General features: G+C 55.8%; 7 protein-coding genes. 4 read left to right on the top strand and 3 right to left on the bottom strand.

The features are described 5' to 3' along the window. Nucleotides 1-4: 4 nt before the first annotated feature. Entirely contained in the window at nt 5-400 is a 396-nt protein-coding gene (locus ADICEAN_RS09415; protein ID WP_009195352.1) for a VOC family protein, read from the top strand. Nucleotides 401-418: 18 nt separating this feature from the next. Here ADICEAN_RS09415 and ADICEAN_RS09420 read toward each other — a convergent pair whose 3' ends face one another. From ADICEAN_RS09420 to ADICEAN_RS09430, 3 genes are all read right to left on the bottom strand, one after another. Next, nucleotides 419-931, bottom strand: coding sequence for a hypothetical protein (locus ADICEAN_RS09420; RefSeq protein WP_009195353.1), 513 nt, complete (start codon nt 929-931; stop codon nt 419-421). Continuing rightward, nucleotides 918-2852: a GAF domain-containing protein gene (locus ADICEAN_RS09425; protein ID WP_009195354.1), complete on the bottom strand. Its 1935-nt coding sequence runs from the start codon at nt 2850-2852 to the stop codon at nt 918-920. Before ADICEAN_RS09425 ends, ADICEAN_RS09420 begins: the two co-directional genes overlap by 14 nt. A gap of 142 nt (nt 2853-2994) precedes the next feature. Next, entirely contained in the window at nt 2995-3528 is a 534-nt protein-coding gene (locus ADICEAN_RS09430; RefSeq protein WP_009195355.1) for a YfiR family protein, read from the bottom strand. A 267-nt stretch (nt 3529-3795) separates the two neighbouring features. On the opposite strand from ADICEAN_RS09430, the gene prfA reads away from it, so the two are divergent. The 3 genes from prfA (at nt 3796) to ADICEAN_RS09445 (ending at nt 6829) form a co-directional block, all read left to right on the top strand. Next, nucleotides 3796-4872, top strand: coding sequence for a peptide chain release factor 1 (gene prfA / locus ADICEAN_RS09435; protein WP_009195357.1), 1077 nt, complete (start codon nt 3796-3798; stop codon nt 4870-4872). Nucleotides 4873-5068: 196 nt separating this feature from the next. After that, nucleotides 5069-6268: a hypothetical protein gene (locus ADICEAN_RS09440; RefSeq protein ID WP_009195358.1), complete on the top strand. Its 1200-nt coding sequence runs from the start codon at nt 5069-5071 to the stop codon at nt 6266-6268. A gap of 129 nt (nt 6269-6397) precedes the next feature. Beyond that, nucleotides 6398-6829: a secondary thiamine-phosphate synthase enzyme YjbQ gene (locus ADICEAN_RS09445; RefSeq protein ID WP_009195359.1), complete on the top strand. Its 432-nt coding sequence runs from the start codon at nt 6398-6400 to the stop codon at nt 6827-6829. The last annotated feature ends 386 nt before the right edge of the window (nt 6830-7215 follow it).

Raw genomic sequence — 7215 nt, forward strand, 5'->3', positions numbered from 1 at the left:
GCGCATGCTAATCCAGCAGATAAAGGAAACCTGCCTGTACGTAACCGACCTTGAGCGAACACGGGAATTTTACGAAGGCATTCTGGAATTGCCTGTGATCGGGAAAGTAGATCACAGGCATATTTTTTTTAGGGCCGGCCGCTCGGTGCTGCTTTGCTTTATTGCCGAAGCCTCGCGCAAAAGCGGGCAGCTACCCCCCCATTGGGCCAAGGGCAAACAACACATAGCATTTGAAGTAGCAGCCCCGGACTACGAGGCCTGCAAAGCTAGGCTGGCCGGCCTGGGCATAGCCATTACCCATGAAGAGGAGTGGCCCAACGGGCTCAGGTCCTTTTACTTTGAAGATCCGGATGGGCATGTGCTGGAAGTGGTTCCTGCCGGACTCTGGGAAAAGCGCTAGCCCTACTCTCTACCCCCCTTACATGTGCTGAATCACCTGCCGCCTGAGCAGGCGAATGCTCCAGATAGCGCAGGGCTTTTCTGCTGCAGGCATTGGGCTAACGGGGGCGGTATATAAGAAGGCCTCTTTGCCCAGGGGCTGCACATTGGGCTCCAGGGGCTGGCCCTGCTCCCAACTGTACTGGTAGGCATCCAGCAGTTCCCGCTCCTGCTGCTCCAGCTCAGTAGACGGGGGGGCATCCAGCCGCAGGCAGCTTACGCGTATCTGCTGCTGGCTAAGGGAATCCTGCAGTGATTGGGACAACACGGGGCAACAGCCAGGGCTCTCCCCAGCCTGCCGCTGGAGCCGCTCGGCCAGGGCGTTGCCCTGCTGGCGCACGGCCTCGGTAATTTCGCCTTCTTTCAGGCGGCGGGGCTCCCTGCGGCGCTGTTCGGCCTCAAAGGTCTCCTTATCTAAACGACCCTGGCTGCCCGGGTCGCAGGCAGCCAGTATACAAAACACGAGTATCAGAATAGACTTACAACTGCTCATGGCTTTGGGCAACAGTGCTAATGTTTGCCGCAAAGATAAGGTATTTATAGGTGTTGGCGTAGGGGTCGCGGATACGGCCGGCCGATGCTTTGGTGAGCACCTCTTCTCCTTTGTTGTTTTTAAGGGGCAGCAGGCCAGTCCAGGTATGGCCTTCGTCTACCACCCGTTTGGCATCGGCCAGGGCAGAAGCTGATCCCACCAGGCTGCCAAAGGCCATGTTGCGCAACTCTTCTTCGCGGTAGCCCAGCGTTTGGGTAGTAACAGCATTTACCAGGCTGATCTTAAAGCTCTCGGCCAGCTCAAACATCAGGTTAGTGTTGTTAATGATGCTTTCCTTGGTTTTGCGGTCGGTCTGGGTGCGCTCCATTTCTTCCTGTGTGGCCTGCAGCTCTTCCATGTTCTGGCGCATTTCTTCTTCCTGTGCGCGCATCTGCTCGGTGAGCTGCTGGGATTCTTCCAGCAGGCGCTGGGTGCGCTCGTTGATCTTTACCGCCGAGAGGGTGGAGGCAATGCTTTCGGCAATCTTCTCTACAAACTCAATCTGGTGCGGCTCAAAGGTATCAAAGGAAGCAATTTCGATCAGGCCGTAAATCTCTTCGTTGATCTTCAGGGGTACAATAAGAATAGAGGTAGGATTGGCCTCGCCCAGGCCTGAGGTAATGCTGATGTAGTCATCGGGCACATCCGTCAGGTAAATGGTGGCTTTTTCTACCCAGGCCTGGCCGGTCAGGCCATCGCCGGGATACACCTTCTGCTCCAGGTATTTCTTTTTATCCCAGGCATAGCAGGCGGCCATTTCCAGGAAGGGGTCACCCTCGTTTTCGTCATTTACAATGTAGAGACCGCCCTGGTTGGCATCCATGTACTTCACCAGATTGCTCAGGATGGTATCACTCAGGTTGCCGATGTTGTCGTTTTGCTTGCGCAGGATCTCGCCAAACTTGGCCAGGCCTTCGGTGGCCCAGTTGCGGCGTTTGTCCTGCTCGGCTACGGCCTGCAGGTTGTTGCGCATGTCAATGAGCGAGTTGCCCAGCACATCTTCCCCACTCAGGGGCTCAAAGGAGGCTGCATAATTGCCCTTGCCAATATTTTCGGCAAAGCCCGAGGTAGATTTAAGACCCGACACCAGCGTTTCAAGCGCCAGGGCCATCTCGCCAATTTCGTCGTTGGAAAACTTGCGGCCGCCATCTTCGGGCAGAATGCCCCGGCTAAGCTTTAGCACAATCTCTTTCATGTATTTTACCGGCGTGGTAATGGTGCGGGCTATGATCAGGGCAATGATAATGCCCAGGATCACCACAATAAAGGCAATGGCCAGGGTAGCATTGCGCAGCCGGTCAAAAGACTCCATCTGGAGCAGGGTGGCTTCTTCCTTTTCGGTAGTTTTGGCCTGGATCAGGTTTTTGAGGTTGGCCTGCAGCTGGCCCATCTGGGGCAGAATCTGGCTGGAGAGCGACTCTTCGGCCATAAACTTGATCATGGAGTCCTCATAGTCCTCAAAGGTGCGCAGGTTGTCCATGATCTCGGTGCGCTGTACCTGAAAGATACCATCCAGCTGGGTTAGCACAGAGTCCAGCTCGGCCCGCTGCTTGGGGTTATCCCAGCGCTGGGCCACCTGCTGCAGCTGCTGCTTCAGTACGGGGTACTCAAACTGCTGAAGGCTATCGAGCCGTTGCTGGTCCTGCAGGTTACGGTACATGTACACCCAGTTGGTCACCAGCATTTTAGACTGGGTTACCAGGTGGTTGAGCTCGCTCAGCTGCCGTACCGAGGGGTCTATCACCTCGGAGTTTTCCCGGTTAATCTGGTCGCCCTGGCCTATGGTAACAATGCTGATGGTGGCACTGACCGCATAGATAACTATGAGGATGGAGAACCCCAAAAGCACTTTATTTCCTATGGTAAACCTAAATCGTTTCATGCGATGGAATAAGCTATAGATCGAGCTGGGAAAGTAATAAAATTATCGGCTAAAATTGGATTTTGCGAGCGGGCGGCCTGCAGACCAAAATGTAAGTAAATTCCACATCTTCAGTATTTTCAGGCCGGTTTGCACGAACTGCCTAGACTTCTGTATATACCTTGGCGGCAAACTTTACCAGCTCCTGGCTTATTTTAAGCTTGTGCAGCTCGGTAGAGGCCTGGTTTACCTCAAACTTCCAGCGGCCATCGGCCAGGATAAAGTTAATGGCGCTGCCCTGCTGGGCCAAACCCGCTTTTTCGCTGATGATGAGGGTAGGCTGGCTGGCCAGTTTGCTGCGGATGGCGGCCAGGTCTTTGCTGCGGTCCGTAGGGATAAACATCATGTGGCAGTCCTTAATTTCCTCTACCGTATTGTAGATTTTTATCTCAATGGGCTTGCCATTAACGGTTTTGGTGGCGGCCATTTCCTTAAGCGGTTCGGTAATGCCCGATTTGCCCAGCACCCCTATCACAAAACTGCCGGCAGGGGCCTCATCGGGCCATTTAATGTACTTTGTAAAGTTGTAGATAAAGACGGTATGAAACTTATAGTCCGTCCCCTGTGCCTGTACTGAGTGTTGCGCCCCCAAAAAAAGGGCTACCATCACCACAAAAAGCTTGCTTGCCTTTGCCATACCTGTGAGTTAATTACTGTACACCAAATGTAGGGGGTCTGGCTGCCGAAAACCGGTAGAAGTTCCCCCATAACCTTATGAAGTAATAAAATTGGGCTAGCTGCCAAAAATTGCACTGCCCCAAGATGGCCGCCAGCCGGACCGGTCCGGCGCGCAATGGGGCCCCCGGCACCGCCTGGCCCCAAGGCACCTTTTCCAAAATGTTTTCGGCAAGCCTCTGTTAAGCTGCGTACAATATGTTAATTTTGTGATGTAATTGCCCAAGGTATGCGAGATAAGTTAGAGGCCATCCGTCATCGGTTTGAAGAAGTAAGCCAGCTCATGATCCAGCCAGAATCCATGGCCGACATGACCAAATATGGCAAGCTGAGCAAGGAATATAAAGACCTGGAAAAAGTTGTAAAGAAGTACGATGAGTACCTGCAGGTAGTCAGCAACATTAAACAGGCCAAAGAGGTCCTCAACACCGAAAAAGATCCTGATTTCCGGGAAATGGCCAAGGCCGAACTGGAAGAGCTGGAGCCTAAGGAAGAAGCCCTGGAGGAGGAGCTTAAAAAGCTGCTCATTCCCAAAGACCCCAACGACGACAAAAACGCCATTTTGGAAGTGCGCGCCGGTACCGGCGGCGACGAGGCGGCCATTTTTGCCGGCGACCTCTTTAAAATGTACCAGCGCTTTATCGAAAAACAGGGCTGGAAGCTGGAGGTACTGGACCTTACCGAAGGCTCTGCCGGCGGCTATAAGGAGATCATCGCCACCGTAACCGGCACCGATGCGTACGGCATTCTCAAATACGAATCGGGCGTGCACCGCGTGCAGCGCGTACCCGCCACCGAAACCCAGGGCCGGGTGCACACCTCGGCCGCTACCGTGGCCGTGCTGCCCGAGGTAGATGAGGTGGAAGTGGAGATCAACATGAACGATGTGCGCAAGGACACCTTCTGCTCCAGCGGACCGGGCGGGCAGTCGGTAAACACCACCTACTCAGCCATACGCCTTACCCACATCCCCAGCGGCCTGGTGGTAAGCTGCCAGGACGAGAAATCGCAGATCAAGAACTTTGAAAAAGCCCTGAAGGTACTGCGCAGCCGCCTCTACGAGATTGAGCTCAACAAGCACAATGCCGAGATCAGCGCCCAGCGCAAGTCCATGGTGGGCAGCGGCGACCGCTCCGACAAGATTCGCACCTATAATTATCCGCAGAGCCGGGTAACTGATCACCGCATTGGCTATACGGTACACAACCTGCCCACCGTTATGGCAGGAGAGATCGATGATTTCATTGAGCAGCTCCGCATTGCCGAGCATGCCGAAAAGCTAAAAGAAGGATCGGAACGGGCGTGACGATAAAGCAGTGTGTATGTTGGTTGGCCCTGCTGCTGGCAGGGGCCCTGGCCTCCTGCATGCCTCAGGACGAGATTCTGCAAACCGAAGCCGTAGCCCTGCGCTTTAGTACCGATACCCTTTTTTTGATACCCTCTTTACTGCCGAGCGCAGCACTACCCGACGCCTGCGCATCTTTAACCCCTCGGATAAGGCCGTGGTGCTGGAGTCCCTGGCCCTGCAGGGGGGCAGTGCCTCGCCCTATACCCTTTTTGTGAATGGCCGGCCGGGCAAGGCCTTTGGCCCGCAGCGCCTGCTGGGGGGCGATAGCCTGCTGCTCCTGCTGGAAGTTACCCTGCCCCCTACTGCCGAACCCACCCCCTACCTGGCGGCCGATGCCCTGCTGGTAGTCAACAAGGGGCTGCAGCAGGAAGTGCCCATTATGGGCTGGGGACAGAATGCACGCAGCATCAGCAGCAGCACCCTCCCCTGCGCTACCTACTGGGATGCGGCCCTGCCCTACATCATTGAGCGCTCCATACTGGTGGATACGCTCTGCACCCTTACCATAGGGCCGGGCACCCGCCTCTACTTTAAGCCAGGCGCTTTTCTCTATGTAAAGGGTACGCTACTTGCCGAGGGCGAAGCTGCGGAAAATGAGCGCATCCTGTTCCGCAACCACCGCCAGGGGGGCGCCTATGATACCCAGCCGGGTCAGTGGGGGGGCATACTCTTTCTGGAAGGCAGCAAGGCCAACCGCCTGCGCTACTGCGATATCCGCAACGCCCAGGTAGGCGTGCGCCTGGGCACCCCCGACCCCGACGATACCCCCGATCTGGTACTGGAAAGCTGCCGGCTGGAAAATCATCTGGAGGCTGGCATTCTGGCCTACACCTCCGACCTGCTGGCCATCAACACCCTGGTAGCCAACTGCCTGGGCCCTGCCGTAGCCAACCTGGCCGGCGGCAACTACCGCTACCAGCACTGCACCTTTGCCAACCTGCGGGGTGGGCAGCGCAGCCTGCCTGCGGCACTCTTTTCCGACAATGTGGTGCTGGACAATGGCGAAATGCTGACCGCTCCCCTTCAGCTGCAGCTGCAGAATACCATTATCTGGGGCAACCTGGGCTCCGGAAATGAGTTTCTGGCAGACCGTGCTGGGCAGGCCCCCTTTAGCCTGCTGCTGGAGCATAACCTGATCCGCAGCAGCGATACCAGCCTGGAGCAAGGGGGTAACCTCATCAGCACTGCCCTCACCTATGTGCGCTTTCAGGACATCAGCCGCTACAATTACCGTCCCGATTCCCTTTCGCCGGCTGTTAATGCCGGCAAAGACCTGGGCATTTTGCTGGACCTGAGCGGCCAGGAGCGCGATGCGCAGCCCGATATTGGGGCGCTGGAGTACACCAAGGAATAAGCCCGGGCCCAAAACCAGAACAGGCGCAAAGGGGTTACCCACTTGGTAAAGGCTGCTCCCTCCTGCAGGCCAGGCAGGTTGCGGCTGCACAGCTTACTGCTTTTTCTCCCTTACCCCCTTGCCTTGCGTATGGTACATTTTTATCAGCAGGAACTTCAGCTACCCCCTTACCCGAGGGGCTACCACCTTATTACCCGCCAGGTAGAAGAAGCCTGCACCTTTCTGCCCAAAATTACTACCGGGCTTCTGCACGTATTTCTGCAGCACACCTCGGCCTCGCTTACCCTCAATGAAAACGCCGACCCCAGCGTACGGCGGGATTTTGCCAGCTATTTTGACCGGCTGGCGCCGGAAGGCGCCCCCTACCTTACCCATACCCAGGAGGGGACTGATGATATGCCTGCCCACCTGAAAACCGCCCTGCTGGATAGCGCCCTTACCCTGCCCATTAGCCGCGGACGCCTGGCCCTGGGCACCTGGCAGGGTATTTACCTGTGTGAACACCGCAACCAGGGAGGCCGCCGCCGGCTGCTGCTTACCGCCTGGGGCAGCAGTAGCTAACGCCAGCAGCCTACCTGCCCCTTGATTTCCCCCTGATTATCCTTTATAGAAACCCTTGCTGGTGTGGCCAACCAGCAGCGGCAGCTCAGGCAGCCCCAGCCCCCCTTCAGGCCGGCGAAAATTAACGGCGGCACCCAAAACAATTTTGCATTTTTTGGCTTTTGAAGTAAGGCAAGCCGCTGTTTGCTAAGCATCTAGCTGTGCCTGTGTACCCCTTTTTTTGTGAGGGTCACCCTATTTTTTACCTTCTAACTTTTGCACCAAAACAGTACAAAACCATGGCAGAAATTCGAGTAGAACCCAAAAAAAGACGACGCCTATATGGCCCTGGATCATTGGGATCATCATTTTACTGGGCCTGATCTGGCTTCTGGTAGATGCCTTTG

This window comes from Cesiribacter andamanensis AMV16, assembly GCF_000348925.1.
GTDB classification, from domain to species: Bacteria; Bacteroidota; Bacteroidia; order Cytophagales; family Cyclobacteriaceae; genus Cesiribacter; species Cesiribacter andamanensis.